Raw genomic sequence first — 16,962 nt, 5'->3', positions numbered from 1 at the left:
TTAAGGAGTGTATAAATTATGAAAAAATATATATATGATTCTAAAAGATATATAGTTAGTGTAACAATACCAGGGATTTTTATGATTTTAATATTGATTTATGCACTATTTAATAATTATATAAATCCTAGTATTAATATATATAGCTTGATGATAGTTATTTGTACTTATGGAATATTTAATACTTTTGTATCCTCAAGTAATCCTAACATGATTACTATGAACAATAAATATATATATTTTAGTTCATTTAATTCTACACATGAGTATGAAATTAAAGATATAAAAAAAATAAGAATAAGAGAATTTCATGACAAAAAAATGTATCTAAAAATTAATGATGGTAGTTTTATTAAGGGGAGATATTGGATAAAAACAAACATGTTTAATGACAATACAGAACTATATAATTATTTTATTGAATTAGAAGAATGTTTGCATCCAGAATCATTAAAATTTAGAAATAAAAGATTAAAGAGTAATGAACTATAAAAATGAAAATTTCAAATTAAAATTGGCTTATATTTAGTATAAGTAGATAAGTTTAAATTTTATAAAGATTTTTTAGAATTTTCAATTAAAATAGCGGAAATAAAATCTTATTGTGTAAGATATATAACAGGAACATATAGAACTATGTTTCTAATAAATGGGAGGATTTAGCTAATGTTATTAGAAAATTTGAGAAAAGAGGTATTACAAGCGTCTTTAGACCTTCTAAACTATAATTTGGTTACATTGACAGGAGGAAATGTAAGTGGAAGAGATGAAGAAACTGGATATATAGCAATCACACCAAGTGGAATGGATTATAGAAATCTTACACCAAGTGATATTGTTTTAATAGACATAGATGGAAATACTGTAGATGGTAAATGGAAGGCATCAGTAGATTCACCAGACCACTTATATATATATAAACATAGAGATGATATAAATAGTATAATACATACACACTCTACATATTCAAGTTGCTTTGCAATTTTAAATGAGTCTATAGAGTGTGCAAGTACAACTCTTGCAAATGAGGTAGGAGGTTCAGTTCCAGTTGCAAAATTTTCACCACCAACATCTAATCAGATGGGAAAATGTGTTATTGATGTAATAGGTAATAGGAGAGCATGTCTTTTGGCAAATCATGGAGTAATTGCAGTTGGTCCATCTGTAAAGCATGCACTTACCGCAGCTGTAATGTTAGAAGATGCAGCAAAAGTATATTATTTAGCAAAATCAATTGGGACACCAGTATTATTACCAGATGAAGAAGTTCAAAGGGCTAGAAATGTATTTCTTAATGTGTATGGTCAGGATAAGTAAATTTAATAAAACTCTCAGAATAATAAAAAACACAGATGTTCAGTAATAGTAAGGAGTTGTATTATGTTATAATAGGTTTAATTATTTAGAAAGAATAATTTAAAGTTAAATACTATATAAACTTATTTTAATTTAAAATAAATAGTAAGATAAAATATAAAAGGAGTCTGAATTTTTATGTATTACTTATTAAACAAAAACACCAATCCTTACTTTAATTTAGCTCTAGAAGAGTATCTATTTTTAAATGAGAAATATAATGATGATATCATAATCATATGGAGAAATGAAGAATCTATTTTTATAGGAAAAAATCAAAATCCATATCAGGAGATACATTATGATGTTATTGAAAATGGTGAAATTCCCATTTTAAGAAGAATATCTGGTGGAGGTACTGTGTATCATGACTTAGGAAATATCAATATGTCATTTATACAAAAAAATAGGAATCTTCATGAAATCGATTTTTTAGAACATACTAAATTTATGCAAAGTATGCTTTTATCATTGGGATTAAATGTATCTATAACAGAAAGAAAAGATTTATTTTTAAATGGTAAAAAAATTTCTGGCTCTGCACAATCTATAAAAAGGCAAAATTCTCTTTATCATGGAACTCTTCTTTATGATTCAGATTTAAATAAATTAACTAAGTATTTAAATTCAGATAAATCAACAGAATCAAAGGCAACTAAGTCTGTTTCAAGTAAAGTTACAAATATTAATTTTCTACTCAAAAAAGATATAAACTATTTTTTAGATTATTGTGTTGATTATATAAAAAATAATATAAAAAATATAAAAGAAATTGAATTAGACGATGATGATATCAAAAGTGTATACAATCTGGTAGAAGATAAATATAAAAAAACAGAATGGATATATAATAAAACGCCTAAGTTTCAAATAGTTTTACCAATTGACAATAGAAGGAAAATCAATTTACATGTTAATAAATGGAAAATATCAAAATGTTTTATTTCTTGTATAGATGGTATAGTCAATATGGATAAATTAATAGAAGTAGATTTTGATAAACAAGAAATAAAAAACAATATTTTAGAAAATTATCCGAATTACATAGATTTAATTAATTTAATATTCTAATACAAAACCTCTAGATTGATAAACTTGTTTTATATCAATCTAGAGGTTTAAACATTTTTTATAGATATACAAACTGTTACAAAGTTGTAAAATAAAAAGATGAAGTCATTGAAAAATCAATATAATTTGCAACAGATGCACATATTTTAGGTTAGAAAATGGATATTACCTATTTATACAACTGAAAATTTAATATATAATTAATCAGATGGTTAAAATATAAAAACATTAAAAGTTTTAATAAATGATAGGTAAAAATAAAATACGAGGTGATACCATGTATAGTGTTATAATTGTTGCGGCAGGAAGTGGAAGGAGAATGAACTTAGACGTAAATAAGCAGTTCATAAAATTAAGAGAAAAAGAAATCATAGCGCATACAATTCAAGTTTTTTACGAAAATATAAATATAGATGAAATTGTGGTATGTATAAAAAAAGAAGAGGAAGATTTTTTTAAGGAAAATATAATAAATAAATATAACTTTAAAAATATAAAAATAGCATATGGCGGAAAAGAAAGACAAGACTCAATATATAATGGATTAAAAAAACTAGATAAAAATTGTGATATAGTACTTATTCATGATGGAGCGAGACCTTTTGTAGACCACAGAATAATAAATGAATCTATAAAAATGGCTAAAGAAAAAAAGGCCGTAGTTGTAGGTGTACCAGTAAGTGATACTATAAAAATAGTATCTGATGGTACAGTACAAGAAACTCCAGAAAGAAGACTATTGTGGGCGGCACAAACCCCTCAAACTTTTGAATATAATCTTATAATAAATGCTTACGAACAAGCGTATAAGACTAACTATTATGGAACAGATGACTCAATGCTAGTAGAAAATATAGGGCAAAGTGTTACGATGGTAATGGGTTCTTATGAAAATATAAAAATAACGAGTCCAGAAGATTTAAATATAGCAGAACAAATATTAAACATGGAAAAAAGAGATGAAGTGAATAGTAGAAGGAGAATTATATGAGAATAGGATTGGGATATGATGTACACAAATTGGCAGAAGAAAGAAAACTTATAATTGGTGGAGTAGAGATACCACATGATAAGGGCTTACTAGGTCATTCTGATGCTGATGTATTGATACATGCAATAATGGATTCTATTTTGGGGGCACTAGCTTTAGGCGATATAGGTAAGCATTTCCCAGATACAGATAAAAAATATAAGGGAATAGATAGTATGAAATTACTAGAACATGTATATAATCTAATAACAAGCAAAGGGTATAAAATTGGAAATATAGATAGTACTATAATTGCTCAAAGTCCTAAGATGGCTCCCCACATTGAGAATATGAGAAAAAATATAGCAAAAGTTTTAAATACAGATATTGAAAACATAAATATAAAAGCAACTACAGAAGAAGGTCTTGGTTTTACAGGTGCAAAACAAGGAATAGCTTCACAAAGTATTTGTTTATTATTATTGACAAGTCAGAATAATTAATATATTATTAGTAATAAGTTTAATGGATATCAAATAATAGGCCTATATAGAATATCTATAATATGTGAATTTAAGTAAAATTAATATAAATATAAAATTAGCTATGATAAAGAAATAGTAAAATGATGAAATCTTCACAGAGAGAAAACAGAGGTGAGAGTTTTCAAGAGGAAGTCTTTGAACCTGTCTTTTAGCTTAAAGGTATAAAAATCTTTACGGTAGGAACCGTTACATTCCCTAAAGAGAGCTATTTATATAGCTAACTAGAGTGGTACCGCGGAAATCAAACCTTTCGTCTCTATACTTGTATAGAGATGAGAGGTTTTTTATATTTTCAGGAAAACAATATTCAGGAGGAATTTATTAATGAAAATGTCTAAAATGTTTATGCCAACATTGAAGGAGATTCCAGCAGATGCTGAAATTACAAGCCATCAATTAATGGTAAGGTCAGGAATGATAAAAAAAATGACTTCAGGGGTTTATAATCAATTGCCAATGGGGTTAAGGGTATTTAAAAAAATTGAGCAAATAATTAGAGAAGAATTAAATAAAAAAGATTGTCAAGAAATACTATGTGCGGCTTTACTTCCATCAGAATTGTGGAAAGAATCTGGAAGATGGACTGCTATGGGTGCAGAAATGTTTAGGTTAAAAGATAGAACAGAAAGAGAGTACTGCCTTGGGCCAACACATGAAGAAGCTTTTACTGACATAATAAGACAAGAGATTACTTCATATAAACAATTACCACTTAATTTGTATCAAATACAAGTTAAGTATAGAGATGAGAGAAGACCAAGATTTGGTGTTATGAGAACTAAGACTTTTACAATGAAGGATGCATACAGTTTTGATGTAGATGAAGCAGGATTAGATAAATCATATCAAGATATGTTTGATGCATATGTAAGTATATTTGATAGATGTGGATTAGATAACAGTCCAGTTCAAGCAGATTCAGGAGCTATAGGAGGTTCTACATCAGCTGAATTTATGGTTAAATCAGAAGTTGGAGAAGATGAAGTTGTATTCTGTAGTGGATGTGATTATGCAGCCAATGTAGAAAGAGCAGAGTCTTGTAATGCAGTATCAGAAAAAGAAGAAATGAAGGAATTAGAAGAAGTTCATACACCAGGAGCAGCTACAATAAAAGAATTAGAAGAATTCCTAAATGCTTCTCCAGATAAATTTGCTAAGACTTTAGTGTATGAAGCAGATGGGAAAACAGTTGTAGTTGTTGTAAGAGGAGATAGAGAGGTTAATGAAGTTAAAGTATCTAATGCAATAGGTTCTGTTATAGAATTTGCACTTGCTACAGACGACGTTGTAAGAAAAGTAACTAATGCAGAGGTTGGGTTTGCTGGACCAATAGGAGTAAATGCTGATTATGTCTTTATAGATAAAGAAATTGTTGAGCAAAGAAATATAGTTGTTGGAGCTAATAAGACTGAGTATCATATAAGAAATGCTAACTATGGAAGAGATTTTGAGGGTATAGTTGGAGACTTTAGAAATGTTCAAGAAGGTGACAAATGTATAGTATGTGGTAAACCTCTTGAAATAGCTAGAGGTGTTGAAGTAGGACATATATTTAAGTTAGGAACTAAATACTCAGAAGCTATGAATGCAAACTTTATTGATAGAGATGGTAAATCAAAACCTATAATAATGGGATGCTATGGTATAGGTGTAGAAAGAACAGCAGCAGCTATAATTGAGCAACATAATGATGAAAAAGGCATAATTTGGCCTTTATCAGTAGCTCCATATCATGTTGTGATAGTTCCAGCAAATATGAAAAATGAGGAACAAATGTCATTAGCTGAAAAGATATATAATGATTTACAAGATATGGGTGTAGAAGTCTTGTTAGACGATAGAGATGAAAGAATTGGTGTTAAATTCAATGATTCAGAATTAATAGGAATACCTATGAGAATTACAGTAGGTAAAAATATTGATGAAGGTAAAGTAGAATTTAAACTTAGATACGAAGAAGATAAAGAATTAATTAAAATAGAAGAAATAAGTGAAAAAGTAAAAGCAGAATTTATCAAAAACAATGTTAAGTTAGGATAATAATTTAAAGAAAGCTACTGTATAGATAATCAGAGTTGTACTTTATAAATGCCCTTTTATCTATATAAAAAGATAAAAGGGTGTTTTTGTATAAAAACATAATAAATGAGGAGGTAATTAAGATGGCAAAAAATGAAAAACAATTTGTTGAAGAAATAACAAAGATGGAAGATGATTTTCCACAATGGTATACAGATGTTATAACTAAGACTGATTTAGTTGATTATGCACCAGTAAAAGGATTTATGGTTGTAAAACCATATGGATATGCTTTATGGGAAAAAATGCAAGAATTTATGGATAAAAAATTCAAAGAAACTGGACATAAAAACTGTTATTTTCCATTATTGATACCAGAAAGTTTATTAAACAAAGAAGCAGAGCATGTTGAGGGGTTTGCTCCAGAAGTTGCATGGGTAACACATGGAGGAAATAAAAAACTAGAAGAAAGACTATGTGTAAGACCTACTTCAGAAACTATAATATGTACAATGTATGCTAAATGGCTAAAATCATATAGAGAGTTACCATATCTTTATAATCAATGGTGTTCAGTTGTTAGATGGGAAAAATCAACTAGACCTTTCTTAAGAACATCTGAATTCTTATGGCAAGAAGGTCATACATTACATGAAACAGCAGAAGAAGCACAACAAGAAACAATACAACAATTAGAAATATATAAAGCTTTATGTGAAGAATTACTTGCAATGCCAGTTGTATCTGGTCAAAAAAGTGAAAGTGAAAAATTTGCAGGTGGTGAGAGAACATATACTATAGAAGCTATGATGCATGATGGGAAAGCATTACAATCAGGTACAAGTCACTTCTTAGGACAACACTTTACAAAAGCGTTTGATATTACTTTTGCAGATAGAGAAGGCAACTTAGCTAATCCATATCATACATCTTGGGGAGCATCTACAAGACTTATAGGTGGGCTTATAATGACTCATAGTGATAATAGAGGATTAGTCTTACCACCAAGAGTAGCTCCAATACAAGTTGTTATAGTTCCTATAGCTGCTAAAAAAGGCAATGTAATGGAAACTGTTGATAAAATATATGCAGATTTAAAAGCTAAAGGAGTAACAGTAGAGGTTGATGATAGAGATAACTATACAACTGGATGGAAATTTAATGAGTGGGAAATGAAAGGTGTACCAATAAGAATTGAAATTGGACCAAAAGATATAGAAAATAATCAAGCTATGATATTTAGAAGAGATACTCTAGAAAAGAGTGCTATGCCTTTAGAAGGATTAGCTGATGCTGTATATGATTTATTTGATATTATACACAATGCTATGTTTGAAAGAGCAAGAAAACATAGAGAAGATAACACATCTGTAGTTGAAAATATGGATGAATTTAGAACAGCTTTGGAAGAAAAACCAGGATTCATAAAAACTATGTGGTGTGGAGATGCTGAATGTGAGGCAAAGGTTAAGGAAGAAACAGGGGCAACTATAAGATGCTTACCTTTTGAACAAGAAAACTTAGGTCACAAGTGTGTATATTGTGGAAAAGAAGCAGAGCATATGGTAGTAATGGCAAAAGCATACTAGAATCATATATTTAAATAAATGTAAAAACAAAAAACTGGGATGTAAAGTATTTAATACTTTACATCCCAGTTTTTTGTTTTTTACTATTCGGTTAAGATTAATAATAATTTTAATATAATTATCTAAATTTACTTTATTCTTATGGTAGAATATGTAATATATGTGCCTAAAAAATAAAGGAGTATGCTAAGATGATTAATAAATGTATAAAAAAAACATTGAATATTATTGTTATCACAATTATCGGCTCTTTTTTACTTGTTTGCATATTGATGTGGGTTTCAGTTTATTTATCCAATGCTACAAAGGAATTTAATGAATATTGGGACATCAAAATACCTTCACCCAGTGAGGAAAAGGTAGTATTAATATCAGAAGAAAGCTTCCTTGGAGATGGAGAAAGTTTTATTATTTATAAATATTCAGATACTAAATTTGATAAAATAAAAAACTTACATATAGGTAATAGTATAGATGATAAAAATATAAATAATATAAATGAGCAGGTTAAAAATTTTAAAAGTAAAACTTTATCTTTAAGTGATGTTAAAGACGATTCTAATCATAAGAAACATATAGAAGAAGCATTTAGAAATTATCCTATAAAAACATCCATAGGTGATAACTATTTGCATGTAAAAAAAGAGGATGGAAGTGAACTACTTTTGATTGTTAGAAATTATGAAAGAAAAATATATATATTACAGATGATAATGTAGAAAGAGAATATAGATTTAGGAGTTTAAATGTTATGAAATTTACAGTAGATGTATTTTTGATTTTTCAAATTATAGGAACTATATTACTATTTTTGATATCACATTTATTGTATAGATTTCTAAAAAATTGATAATAAGCATTTATGAATAGTTATAAATAATACCTTTAATTTTTGGAAAAATAAATGGATTAAAAGAAAGATTTATGAAATTAAATCTAGTATTTTCTGATATAATAAACATGTGTATTTTTGAATAAAAAGGATATTATTATTAAGTTTGATTAAAAATAAACTTGCAAAACAATGTACTAGTTTAATATTATAGTTATATTGAATAAAATATCAGGAGGAAGTAAAAATGAATATAAGAGTAAGGTTTGCACCAAGTCCAACAGGATTTGTACATATAGGTAGTTTAAGGACTGCTTTATATAACTATTTATTTGCAAAGAAAATGGGCGGAGAATATATATTAAGAGTAGAAGATACAGACCAAAGTAGATTGGTAGAAGGTGCTATAGAAAATATGCTTAATGCTATGAAATGGGCTGGCGTCAATCATGATGAGGGAGTTATATTAGATGATAATGAAAAAGTAATACAAAAAGGAGAATATGGACCATATATTCAATCTCAAAGATTAGATATATATCAAGAATATATAAAACAACTTTTAGATAGTGGAAAAGCTTATTATTGTTTCTGTACAAAGGAAAGATTGGATGAAGTAAGAGATGCTCAAAAGGCAGCAGGAGAAACTGCTAAATATGATGGTCACTGCAAAAACTTATCTAAAGAAGAGGTAGAAGCTAATATAAAAGCAGGAGTACCATATGTTATAAGATTAAAATTACCAGAAAATCATATAATTAAATTTACTGATTTAGTTAGAGGAGACATGGAATTCAATACTAATGATTTAGATGACCAAGTTTTGATGAAAACAGATGGATTCCCAACTTATCATTTTGCAGTAGTGGTAGATGATTATCTAATGAAAATTACACATGTTATAAGAGGAGAAGAGTGGGTATCATCTACTCCAAAACATGTTTATTTATATGAAGCATTTGGATGGGAAGCGCCAGTATTTGTACATTTACCAAATATACTTAATAAAGAAAAGAAAAAATTAAGTAAGAGACAAGGTGATGTAGCAGTTGAAGATTTTAAGAAAAAAGGATATTTACCAGAAGGATTAGTAAACTATGTAGCATTAGTTGGTTGGTCTCCAGAAGATAATCAAGAGTTATTTACAATGGAAGAGTTAGAAAAAGCTTTCTCTGTTGAAAGAGTATCTAAAAGTGGAGGGGTATTCGATACTGAAAAGTTAAACTGGGTTAATCAACATTATATAAAAGACGGTGATGATGCTTACCTAACAGATTTAGCTATACCATTTTTAATAGAAGATGGGTTTATAACAGAAGCAGAAGCTACTAGTAAGTATGAATTTTTAAAGAGTATGATATCAGTGCTTAAAGAAAAATTACAATATGTAAAAGAAGTTACTGAGCATGCGAGTATATTCTTTGGAGATAATGTAGAGATAGAAACTGAAGAAGGAAGTGACTTCCTAAAATTAGAACATATACCTACTTTAATAGATGCCTTACAAGAAAAAATAGAAAAAGCAGAAATATTAAATGCTGAGTTTGGTCAAACAATGCTTAAAGAGATACAAAAAGAGTATAAAATAAAAGGGAAAAATTTATTTATGGGGTCAAGAATAATTTTGACAGGACAAATGCATGGCCCAGATTTACCAAAAGTAATGGAAGTTTTAGGAAAAGAAACTTGCTTAAATAGAATAGCTTATGTAAAAAATCATATATTATAGTCATAAAAGTCCGCTAATTTAGATGCGGACTTTTTTTGTGTTAGTATTTGGTGAAAAGATATGGCTAACAAAATGAAGGTATTTAGGTCAATAAATTTAATATATAAAAAGCAAAGCAAAAATATAAATAAAATATGAATAATAAACTAATAAAAATATTAAGCATAGAAGAAGGTAATCTATTATTTTAGTTTGATTTAATTATTAAGGGGGTAATTACTATGTATAGTAATATTGATGATGTTAAAAAGGAATTAAAGGAGCTATGCTTAGAATATGTTACAATTTTAGAAAAGTTAAAAGACGAAAAAATGATTACAGAAGAGACTTTTGAAAAATGTTCTTCTCAAAAAAAGATATTTTTAGAGGAACAATAGAAAATAGTGATAGTATTATTATGTAATTTGAAGGATAGTATGAAAAATGATAGTAGTACTATTATTTATTGCAATTTTCAACTATAATATAATATATGATGTTAAGAAAATAATTTATAAAAATACAGTGAGGTGATGAGTGTGAAAGTTTATAATACATTAACTAGAGCAAAAGAAGAATTTGTTCCATTAGAAGAAGGAAAGGTAAAAATGTATGTGTGTGGTCCAACAGTTTATAACTATATCCACATAGGTAATGCAAGACCATTTATAATATTTGATACTCTAAGAAGGTATTTAGAGTATAGAGGATATGACGTAACTTATGTACAAAACTTTACAGATGTTGATGACAAGATTATAAATAGAAGCCACGAAGAAGGAATATCTCCAGAAGAAGTTGCTACTAAATACATAAAAGAGTATTTTGTAGATTGTGATGGATTAGGAATTAAGAGAGCTACTGTTCATCCTCAAGTTACAGATAATATACAACAAATTATAGATTTTATAAAAGAATTAGAAGATAAAGGATATGCATATGCAGTAAATGGCGATGTATATTTTGATACAAATAAATTTGAAGGATATGGAAAACTTTCAGGCCAAAAACAAGAAGACTTAGAGGCTGGAGCTAGAATTGAAGTTAATGACCAAAAAAGACATCCTATGGATTTTGTTCTTTGGAAAGCAAAAAAAGAAGGAGAACCAGGATGGGAGAGTCCTTGGGGAGAAGGTAGACCAGGGTGGCATATAGAATGTTCTGTTATGTCTAAGAGATACTTAGGTGAGACAATTGATATACATGCAGGTGGTCAAGATTTAACATTCCCACACCATGAAAACGAAATAGCACAAAGTGAAGCTAGAAGTGGAAAAACATTCTCAAAATATTGGATGCATAATGGATATATAAATATAAATGATGAAAAAATGAGTAAATCAAAAGGGAATTTCTTTACAGTAAGAGATATATCAAAGCTATATGATTTAGAAATAGTGAGATTTTTCATGTTATCAGCACATTATAGAAATCCAGTAAACTTTAGTGATGAAATGTTAAATCAAGCTAAAGCTGGTCTTGAAAGATTGTATAATACCAAAGAAAAATTAGAGTTTACATTAAGTAATTTAAAAGAATCATCTCTAACAGAAAAAGAAGTAGAGCTTGTTAAAGAATTAGATAACTTTAGACAAAGATTTATAGATGCTATGGATGATGATGTTAATACAGCAGATGCAGTAAGTATTATATTTGAATTGGCTAAGTTGATAAATTCTAATGTAGACGAAAATTCTTCTTTAGAGTTAGCTAAGAAGTGTTTAGATGAATTTAATGAGCTTACAGGAGTATTGAATATTGTAAATAAGAAAAAGGATACTGTGCTAGATAAAGACATTGAAGAATTAATACAAAAGAGAACTGACGCAAAGAAAAATAAAGAATTCCAATTAGCGGATGATATAAGACAACAATTATTAGATATGGGAATTGTACTAGAAGACACAAGACAAGGTGTTAAGTGGAAAAGGGTATAAAAATGGAAAAAACTGAATTAGTTACTATGTCACCACTAGTTTTAGCATATTTAGGTGATACAGTGTATGAGACATATATAAGAGAACACTTGATTAGACAAAATACACAGCGAAAAGTTAATGATTTGCATAAGTTAGCCATAAAGTATGTAAAGGCTAAAGCTCAAGCATCAATAATTCATGAAATCGAAAGTGAATTAACAGAGGAAGAGAGTAAAATTTATAAAAGGGGAAGAAATCAAAAATCAAACACTTCTCCTAAAAATGCAGATATTATAGACTATAAACATGCAACTGGATTTGAAGCATTAATTGGATATTTGTATTTGAATAATGAAATAGAGAGACTTCAATATATTATCAATAAAGGAATTAAAATTATTGAAAGAGATATGTAAATATTAAAGAGTGTTGTCTTAATAATAATTAATAAGGCAACACTTTTTTTATAACTAATGTATAATAAATATATAGAAATTAGTAATAAGAAAGGACAAAAATTTATGAAAGTAAAATTAATATCACATACACCTGAACCCGAAAAAGTAATAGCTATGGCAGCTAAGTTATGTTATTCACCAGTTGGGACAGACGAAATAGAAAAAGACTTAACAGAAGAAAGTATAGAAAAATTTTTAAATATGTTATTAAATATAGGGCATGGTTCAATATTAGAACATGCATCTTTTACGTTTTCAATAGAAGGTATTTCAAGAGCTTGTTCGCATCAAATTGTTAGACATCGTATAGCTAGTTTTTCACAACAAAGTCAAAGATATGTTAAATTAGACCAATTTGAGTACATAATTCCTCCTGAAATAGATAAAATAGAAAAAGCAAAAGAGTTATTTGTTAACTCAATGAAAAAGGACCAAGAAGATTATGACAAATTAGTGGAGATATTATTTGATAAGCATTATGATGAACTAATAAAAGAAGGAAAAAATGAGAAAACAGCAAAGAGACAAGCTGAGAAAAAAGCAATAGAGGATGCTAGATATGTATTTCCAAATGCATGTGAAACAAAAATGGTATTTACTATAAACGCTAGAAGTTTATTTAATTTCTTTGAACATAGATGCTGTGAAAGAGCACAATGGGAAATAAGAAACTTAGCTGTAGAAATGTTAAGAGAAGTTAAAAAAGTTGCTCCTATATTATTTAAAAAGACTGGTCCAAGCTGTGTAAATGGAAGTTGTCCAGAAGGAACTATGACTTGTGGTGATATAGTTCAAGTTAGAGAAAAATTTAAATCCTTGTAGGTGGTGAATAGTTTGGCAAGTATTGAAGGAAGAAATCCTGTAATAGAAGCTATAAAGAGTGATAGAGAAATAGACAAAATATTAATTGCAAACTCAGCTAAAGAAGGTTCAATTAAGAAAATAATAGGAATGGCCAAAGAGAAGAATATAATTATACAATATGTTGATAAACATAAGTTAGATGAAGTAAGCACAAGTCATTCGCATCAAGGTGTAATAGCTTATGCAAGTGAATATAAGTATTATGAATTAGATGAGTTAATAGACTCAGTAAAAGGTAAAAATGAAGACCCATTTTTTATTATACTAGATGAAATAACAGACCCACATAACTTAGGTTCAATAATAAGGACAGCAGATGCAGTAGGAGCACATGGAGTTATTATCCCAAAAAGAAGGTCTGTGCACATAACTCCTGTAGTTACAAAAGCTTCTGCTGGAGCTGTAGAGTATATGCCAGTTTGTAAGGTAACCAATATAGTCAATACAATAAAAAGACTGAAAGATGAAGGGCTGTGGATTGCAGCTGCTGATATGGATGGAGAAACTTTTTATAAACAAAATCTTACAGGACCTCTAGGTGTAGTAATTGGAAGTGAAGGTTTTGGAATATCTAGATTGGTTAAACAAAACTGTGACTTTATAGTAAAAATGCCCATGATAGGTAATGTTACATCTTTAAATGCATCTGTAGCAGGTGGTATACTTTTATATGAAATATTCAGACAAAGACTGGATAAAAAGTAAATAAGCATGAGAAGAAACATAAATCACTACTTAATAATAGATGGCTATAATATTATAAATGCGTGGGATAATTTAAAAGAACTGGCGAAAGAGGATTTAGAGGATTCTCGAGAAAAACTTATTGATGATATTATAGAATTTTCTGAGTTCATGGGATATAAGACTATAATAGTTTTTGATGCTTATAATGTTAAGAATTCCCGAGAAAAAGTTGAAAAAAGAAAACACATAACAATAGTTTATACAAGAGAGCACCAAACAGCGGATAGTTATATAGAAAAATTTATAACTTCTCTATCAAAATATGATGATGTAAAAGTAGCTACTAATGACTATGCAGAGCAACAAATGATTTTAGGAAAAGGTGCTATGAGAATGTCTGCTAGAGAATTAAAGTTAGAATTAGATCGTTCCAAGAATAAAATGAAGGAAAAAAATAGCGGTTTAAGGAAAAAAATTCAGCGAAATTGGTTGGAGGAAAGGTTAGATGAAGAAACATTGTCGAAACTTGAGAACATTCGTAGAAAGCGTTGAAATTACTAGGTTCTTTAGACTATAATATACCTATAAATTTGTTTTATATATGGGGGAGATTTACATGTTGGTAGCAAAAGAAAAAAGTTATGAGTTAATAGACAATTGTCAGCAAGATGAGTATAACATTGTATTAAAAGCAAGTGAAGGGGATAAGATAGCACTAGAGTATATTATTACCAAATACAGAAATTTTGTAAAGGCAAAAGCAAAGTCATATTTTTTAATTGGAGCAGATAAAGAAGATATAATACAAGAAGGAATGATAGGCCTTTATAAGGCAGTTAGAGATTTTGATGGAAGTAAGACAAATTCATTTAAATGTTTTGCAGAGATATGTATAACAAGACAAATAATAACTGCTATAAAAACTGCAACAAGACAAAAACATATACCTTTAAATTCATATGTTTCTTTGAATAAACCAATATATGATGAAGAGTCAGACAGAACACTTTTAGATATAATAGCTACAAGTATAGTAACAGATCCAGAAGAACTTATAATTAGTAAAGAAGAATTAAAAAATATAGAATCAAAGATGAACGAATTATTAAGCGACTTGGAATTAGAAGTCCTAGAATTGTATTTGAATGGAAAGTCATACCAGTTCATAGCGGACAAACTTAAAAGAGATGTAAAGTCAATAGATAACGCTTTACAAAGGGTTAAGAGAAAATTAGAAAAACATCTTGAAAACAGAAATGATTAATAGTAAAATACTTACCATAAGCTTATTGTGAGCAAAATTAATTTATATCGAAAGATAAGGGAGGAAATTCAAAATGGCTAAAGCTAAATACGAAAGAACAAAACCTCATGTTAATATAGGGACAATAGGACACGTTGACCACGGTAAAACTACATTAACAGCAGCAATAACAAAAACATTATATGACAGATACCAATTAGGAGAAGCAGTAGATTTCGCAAACATAGATAAAGCTCCAGAAGAAAGAGAAAGAGGAATCACAATATCAACAGCACACGTTGAGTATGAAACTCCAAACAGACACTACGCACACGTTGACTGCCCAGGACATGCTGACTACGTTAAGAACATGATAACAGGAGCAGCACAAATGGACGGAGCAATATTAGTTTGTTCAGCAACAGATGGACCAATGCCACAAACAAGAGAGCATATACTATTATCAAGACAAGTTGGAGTACCATATATAGTAGTATTCTTAAACAAATGTGACATGGTAGATGATGAAGAGTTATTAGAACTAGTAGAAATGGAAGTAAGAGATTTATTAACAGAATATGATTTCCCAGGAGATGATACTCCAATAGTAAGAGGATCAGCATTAATGGCATTAGAAGATCCAAAGAGTGAGTGGGGAAATAAAATAGTAGAATTATTCGAGCAAATAGATGAATATATACCAGCACCAGAAAGAGATACTGACAAACCATTCTTAATGCCAGTAGAAGACGTATTCTCAATCACAGGAAGAGGAACAGTTGCAACAGGAAGAGTGGAAAGAGGAGTATTAAAAGTACAAGACGAAGTAGAATTAGTAGGATTAACAGAAGCACCAAGAAAAGTAGTAGTAACAGGAGTAGAAATGTTCAGAAAATTATTAGACCAAGCACAAGCAGGGGATAATATAGGAGCATTATTAAGAGGAGTACAAAGAAACGAAATAGAAAGAGGACAAGTACTAGCAAAGACTGGATCAGTAAAAGCACACACAAAATTTACTGCAGAAGTATATGTACTTAAAAAAGAAGAAGGTGGAAGACATACACCATTCTTTGATGGATATAGACCACAATTCTATTTCAGAACAACAGATGTAACAGGAGCTTGTAAGTTACCAGATGGAATAGAAATGGTAATGCCTGGAGATAACGTAACAATGGAAGTAGACTTAATAAATTCAATAGTTGTAGAAGAAGGATTAAGATTCTCAATAAGAGAAGGTGGAAGAACAGTAGCTTCAGGAGTTGTTGCTACAATAATAGAGTAATTCTTATTACTAAACTGATGGATTAAAGAATAATAAAAAGAGGGGTTATGCTCCTCTTTTTTTAACATAGAAATACAAAAACATTGACACAGCATAGGATTTTGTGATAACTTATACAAGGTAATGATTATAGGAAGTTAATAATATCTTAAATACTGTAGATTTTTAATAAATACATATTTTAAAGATATTATATTCACATATATTAACAATATATATTATTGTATTACAAAGTTGGAGGTGTATCAGATGAGAGTTAAAGTAACTTTAGCATGTACAGAGTGTAAGCAAAGAAACTACAACACTACTAAGAATAAGAAAAATAATCCAGACAGAATAGAATTACAAAAATATTGTAGATTCTGTAAAAAGCATACAACTCATAAAGAAACAAAATAGTTTTATAAGGATGT

The 16,962-nt window shown here is 28.9% G+C and carries 18 protein-coding genes and 1 other annotated feature; all 18 genes read left to right on the top strand.

The window, feature by feature from the left end:
* Window positions 1-18 precede the first annotated feature (18 nt).
* The 18 genes from JJC01_00595 to rpmG all read left to right on the top strand — a co-directional run bounded on the left by JJC01_00595 (window position 19) and on the right by rpmG (window position 16,948).
* Complete coding sequence (locus tag JJC01_00595; protein ID UDN58457.1) at window positions 19-492, top strand: hypothetical protein; 474 nt, start codon at window positions 19-21, stop codon at window positions 490-492.
* Between the two features lie 174 nt (window positions 493-666).
* Window positions 667-1,317, top strand: a complete 651-nt coding sequence (locus JJC01_00590) for a class II aldolase/adducin family protein (protein ID UDN58456.1) — start codon at window positions 667-669, stop codon at window positions 1,315-1,317.
* A gap of 177 nt (window positions 1,318-1,494) precedes the next feature.
* On the top strand, window positions 1,495-2,427 hold the full coding sequence (locus tag JJC01_00585) for a lipoate--protein ligase (GenBank protein ID UDN58455.1): 933 nt from the start codon (window positions 1,495-1,497) through the stop codon (window positions 2,425-2,427).
* Between the two features lie 277 nt (window positions 2,428-2,704).
* Complete coding sequence (gene ispD, locus JJC01_00580) at window positions 2,705-3,418, top strand: 2-C-methyl-D-erythritol 4-phosphate cytidylyltransferase (GenBank protein ID UDN58454.1); 714 nt, start codon at window positions 2,705-2,707, stop codon at window positions 3,416-3,418.
* A complete protein-coding gene (locus JJC01_00575) occupies window positions 3,415-3,900 on the top strand; it encodes a 2-C-methyl-D-erythritol 2,4-cyclodiphosphate synthase (protein ID UDN58453.1) in 486 nt (161 codons plus the stop codon). The genes ispD and JJC01_00575 overlap by 4 nt, the downstream gene beginning before the upstream one ends.
* A 94-nt stretch (window positions 3,901-3,994) precedes the next feature.
* Window positions 3,995-4,203, top strand: a binding site (T-box leader).
* Between the two features lie 63 nt (window positions 4,204-4,266).
* Window positions 4,267-5,982 carry a proline--tRNA ligase gene (locus JJC01_00570; protein UDN58452.1) on the top strand — a complete coding sequence of 572 codons (1,716 nt, stop codon included), beginning with the start codon at window positions 4,267-4,269 and terminating at the stop codon, window positions 5,980-5,982.
* A gap of 122 nt (window positions 5,983-6,104) precedes the next feature.
* Entirely contained in the window at window positions 6,105-7,550 is a 1,446-nt protein-coding gene (locus tag JJC01_00565) for a proline--tRNA ligase (protein UDN58451.1), read from the top strand.
* Between the two features lie 191 nt (window positions 7,551-7,741).
* Complete coding sequence (locus JJC01_00560) at window positions 7,742-8,269, top strand: hypothetical protein (GenBank protein UDN58450.1); 528 nt, start codon at window positions 7,742-7,744, stop codon at window positions 8,267-8,269.
* 360 nt (window positions 8,270-8,629) lie between these two features.
* On the top strand, window positions 8,630-10,111 hold the full coding sequence (locus JJC01_00555) for a glutamate--tRNA ligase (protein UDN58449.1): 1,482 nt from the start codon (window positions 8,630-8,632) through the stop codon (window positions 10,109-10,111).
* Between the two features lie 221 nt (window positions 10,112-10,332).
* A complete protein-coding gene (locus tag JJC01_00550; protein UDN58448.1) occupies window positions 10,333-10,488 on the top strand; it encodes a hypothetical protein in 156 nt (51 codons plus the stop codon).
* 141 nt (window positions 10,489-10,629) lie between these two features.
* Window positions 10,630-12,027 (top strand): cysteine--tRNA ligase, encoded by a 1,398-nt coding sequence (locus JJC01_00545; protein UDN58447.1) that lies wholly within the window; start codon window positions 10,630-10,632, stop codon window positions 12,025-12,027.
* Window positions 12,028-12,029: 2 nt separating this feature from the next.
* Window positions 12,030-12,425, top strand: a complete 396-nt coding sequence (locus JJC01_00540) for a Mini-ribonuclease 3 (GenBank protein UDN58446.1) — start codon at window positions 12,030-12,032, stop codon at window positions 12,423-12,425.
* Window positions 12,426-12,530: 105 nt separating this feature from the next.
* Window positions 12,531-13,289 carry an FAD-dependent thymidylate synthase gene (locus tag JJC01_00535; protein ID UDN58445.1) on the top strand — a complete coding sequence of 253 codons (759 nt, stop codon included), beginning with the start codon at window positions 12,531-12,533 and terminating at the stop codon, window positions 13,287-13,289.
* A 12-nt stretch (window positions 13,290-13,301) separates the two neighbouring features.
* Window positions 13,302-14,036 (top strand): 23S rRNA (guanosine(2251)-2'-O)-methyltransferase RlmB, encoded by a 735-nt coding sequence (gene rlmB, locus JJC01_00530; GenBank protein ID UDN58444.1) that lies wholly within the window; start codon window positions 13,302-13,304, stop codon window positions 14,034-14,036.
* Between the two features lie 6 nt (window positions 14,037-14,042).
* Window positions 14,043-14,570 carry an NYN domain-containing protein gene (locus JJC01_00525; GenBank protein UDN58443.1) on the top strand — a complete coding sequence of 176 codons (528 nt, stop codon included), beginning with the start codon at window positions 14,043-14,045 and terminating at the stop codon, window positions 14,568-14,570.
* 64 nt (window positions 14,571-14,634) lie between these two features.
* Window positions 14,635-15,282: an RNA polymerase sporulation sigma factor SigH gene (gene sigH / locus JJC01_00520; GenBank protein UDN58442.1), complete on the top strand. Its 648-nt coding sequence runs from the start codon at window positions 14,635-14,637 to the stop codon at window positions 15,280-15,282.
* Window positions 15,283-15,355: 73 nt separating this feature from the next.
* Window positions 15,356-16,549, top strand: a complete 1,194-nt coding sequence (tuf, locus tag JJC01_00515) for an elongation factor Tu (protein UDN58441.1) — start codon at window positions 15,356-15,358, stop codon at window positions 16,547-16,549.
* 249 nt (window positions 16,550-16,798) lie between these two features.
* The gene (gene rpmG, locus JJC01_00510; GenBank protein ID UDN58440.1) at window positions 16,799-16,948 is read left to right on the top strand and encodes a 50S ribosomal protein L33; all 150 of its coding nucleotides are present in this window, start codon (window positions 16,799-16,801) and stop codon (window positions 16,946-16,948) included.
* Window positions 16,949-16,962 lie beyond the last annotated feature (14 nt).

Source organism: Clostridioides sp. ES-S-0010-02, assembly GCA_020641055.1.
Lineage (GTDB): Bacteria > Bacillota > Clostridia > Peptostreptococcales > Peptostreptococcaceae > Clostridioides.
The sequence above is the reverse complement of the archived record's forward strand: the minus strand, read 5'-3'. Positions and strand labels throughout refer to the sequence as shown.

What these genes read in the sequence shown, in the direction of transcription:
- JJC01_00595 (UDN58457.1), top strand. Translation starts at nt 19, where the DNA reads ATGAAAAAATATATATATGATTCTAAAAGATATATAGTTAGTGTAACA.
- JJC01_00590 (UDN58456.1), top strand. Translation starts at nt 667, where the DNA reads ATGTTATTAGAAAATTTGAGAAAAGAGGTATTACAAGCGTCTTTAGAC.
- JJC01_00585 (UDN58455.1), top strand. Translation starts at nt 1,495, where the DNA reads ATGTATTACTTATTAAACAAAAACACCAATCCTTACTTTAATTTAGCT.
- ispD (UDN58454.1), top strand. Translation starts at nt 2,705, where the DNA reads ATGTATAGTGTTATAATTGTTGCGGCAGGAAGTGGAAGGAGAATGAAC.
- JJC01_00575 (UDN58453.1), top strand. Translation starts at nt 3,415, where the DNA reads ATGAGAATAGGATTGGGATATGATGTACACAAATTGGCAGAAGAAAGA.
- JJC01_00570 (UDN58452.1), top strand. Translation starts at nt 4,267, where the DNA reads ATGAAAATGTCTAAAATGTTTATGCCAACATTGAAGGAGATTCCAGCA.
- JJC01_00565 (UDN58451.1), top strand. Translation starts at nt 6,105, where the DNA reads ATGGCAAAAAATGAAAAACAATTTGTTGAAGAAATAACAAAGATGGAA.
- JJC01_00560 (UDN58450.1), top strand. Translation starts at nt 7,742, where the DNA reads ATGATTAATAAATGTATAAAAAAAACATTGAATATTATTGTTATCACA.
- JJC01_00555 (UDN58449.1), top strand. Translation starts at nt 8,630, where the DNA reads ATGAATATAAGAGTAAGGTTTGCACCAAGTCCAACAGGATTTGTACAT.
- JJC01_00550 (UDN58448.1), top strand. Translation starts at nt 10,333, where the DNA reads ATGTATAGTAATATTGATGATGTTAAAAAGGAATTAAAGGAGCTATGC.
- JJC01_00540 (UDN58446.1), top strand. Translation starts at nt 12,030, where the DNA reads ATGGAAAAAACTGAATTAGTTACTATGTCACCACTAGTTTTAGCATAT.
- JJC01_00535 (UDN58445.1), top strand. Translation starts at nt 12,531, where the DNA reads ATGAAAGTAAAATTAATATCACATACACCTGAACCCGAAAAAGTAATA.
- JJC01_00525 (UDN58443.1), top strand. Translation starts at nt 14,043, where the DNA reads ATGAGAAGAAACATAAATCACTACTTAATAATAGATGGCTATAATATT.
- sigH (UDN58442.1), top strand. Translation starts at nt 14,635, where the DNA reads ATGTTGGTAGCAAAAGAAAAAAGTTATGAGTTAATAGACAATTGTCAG.
- tuf (UDN58441.1), top strand. Translation starts at nt 15,356, where the DNA reads ATGGCTAAAGCTAAATACGAAAGAACAAAACCTCATGTTAATATAGGG.
- rpmG (UDN58440.1), top strand. Translation starts at nt 16,799, where the DNA reads ATGAGAGTTAAAGTAACTTTAGCATGTACAGAGTGTAAGCAAAGAAAC.